Origin of the sequence: Blastomonas sp. CCH1-A6, from assembly GCF_001556365.1 — a bacterium.
Taxonomy (GTDB): domain Bacteria; phylum Pseudomonadota; class Alphaproteobacteria; order Sphingomonadales; family Sphingomonadaceae; genus Blastomonas; species Blastomonas ursincola.
The window spans coordinates 1-1523 of the sequence record NZ_LSIS01000026.1 but is presented as its reverse complement, the minus strand read 5'-3'; the positions used below and the strand labels follow the sequence as shown (position 1 = coordinate 1523).

Annotated in this window: 1 protein-coding gene and 1 pseudogene; both read left to right on the top strand. The window is 65.1% G+C overall.

What is annotated here, in order from left to right:
- Window positions 1–320: pseudogene (locus tag AX735_RS25505) on the top strand (methyl-accepting chemotaxis protein); the annotation flags it as partial.
- Between the two features lie 83 nt (window positions 321–403).
- Window positions 404–1523, top strand: a 1120-nt coding sequence (locus AX735_RS00950; RefSeq protein WP_156447381.1) for a CHASE3 domain-containing protein, incomplete at its 3' end; no start/stop codon positions are given.

Below are 1523 nucleotides of genomic sequence, written 5' to 3'. Positions count from 1 at the left end.
AGGTGACGCAGCAGAACGCGAGCGCCTCCGAGCAGATCAGCTCGACCTCCGAGGAACTGGCAAGCCAGGCCGAGGAACTGCAGCAGACCATCGCCTTCTTCCGCGTCGACGCAAGCGGCCATGGCCGCGCCGTCCAGAGCGTCCGCCGTCCGGCCAGCGCTCAGCCCAAGCGCACCGCGAAGCCCGCCAAGCCAACCGGCCCCAAGCCGAAGCCCCATAGCGTGGCGCATCAGCAGGAGCGGGTCCAGGGCTTTGCGCTCGATCTGGAGCGTGGCGGTGCGGATTCCGAGGATATGGATTTCGGATCGGCGGCTGCCTGACCGCTCGGGACCCGAACCGTCGCGCTCTTCGCCCGACACACCAGCTTTCGAGGCCTTGCCCACTTCACGAGGAGATTTGAACTGTGGCTTTCTTCAATAACATGTCCATCGCCAAGAAACTGATCCTGTGCCTTGGAACGATCATCGGGATCACGGTGGCCGCCAACAGTGTCATTCTCGACAATGCCGGCAAGGTAGAGCAATCGACCCAGATCAACGAACACACGTACAAGGTTATCGCGGCTGCGGGCGCGATGGTGGAAAACATGGTCAATCAGGAAACCGGCTATCGCGGTTACCTGGTATCGGGCGACCAGAATTTTCTTGAGCCTTACAAGAAGGGGCAAGCCGGGTTTGCTCGCGCTTGGGACGAGGCCAAGGCTCTCACCGCCGACAATCCGCAGCAGCAGGCGCGGCTCGATGCCATCAAGCAGCTCGCCGAAGCCTGGCGCGGTGACGTGGCCGAGCGTGGCATCCGGCTGATGGCAGCGCCGCAAGCGCAAGGCCAGGCGCGTGCCTTTGAAGCCAGCGGTGCAGGCAAGAAGGCCATGGACGAGCTACGCGCCCGCGTCGGCGAAATGGTCGCGATGGAACGCGCCCTGCTCGCCAACCGGCAGAAGGCTCAGGCCGAAGCGTTCGAGGCCATCAGCATGGCGATCTGGATCGGCATGGGCGTCGGCATTCTGGCAGCGCTGGGCATTGGGTTGCTGATGACCCGCACCATCGCGCGACCGATCGCCCGTGTATCCGACGCGCTTGGCGCGCTCGCTCACCCGCTCGCCAACGACCGCAAGGACGAGATCGGCACGATGCAGGGATGCGTGGCCGCCGTCGAAGCCGCCTATGGCGACATCGGCATGGTGATCACCGCGCTCTCGCAGGGCGATGCCACCGTGGCGACGAGCCGCACCTATGGCGGGCTGACCGATCAGCTGGCAGACAACCTGGCCCGGCTGCGCACGAATTTCGAAACCATGTCGCAGATCGCGCAGGACATTGCCGAGGGCGACCTGACCGTGCAGCCCCAGTCGCAGTCGGACAAGGACATGCTGGGCCAGGCCCTGGTCCGCATGGTGGAGCGACTGCGCATCGTGGTGGCGGATACCACCGCTGCCATCGGCAATGTCGCCTCGGGCAGCCAGGAACTGTCGTCGAGCTCCGAACAGGTCTCGCAGGGCGCGACCGAGCAGGCCGCTGCCGCCG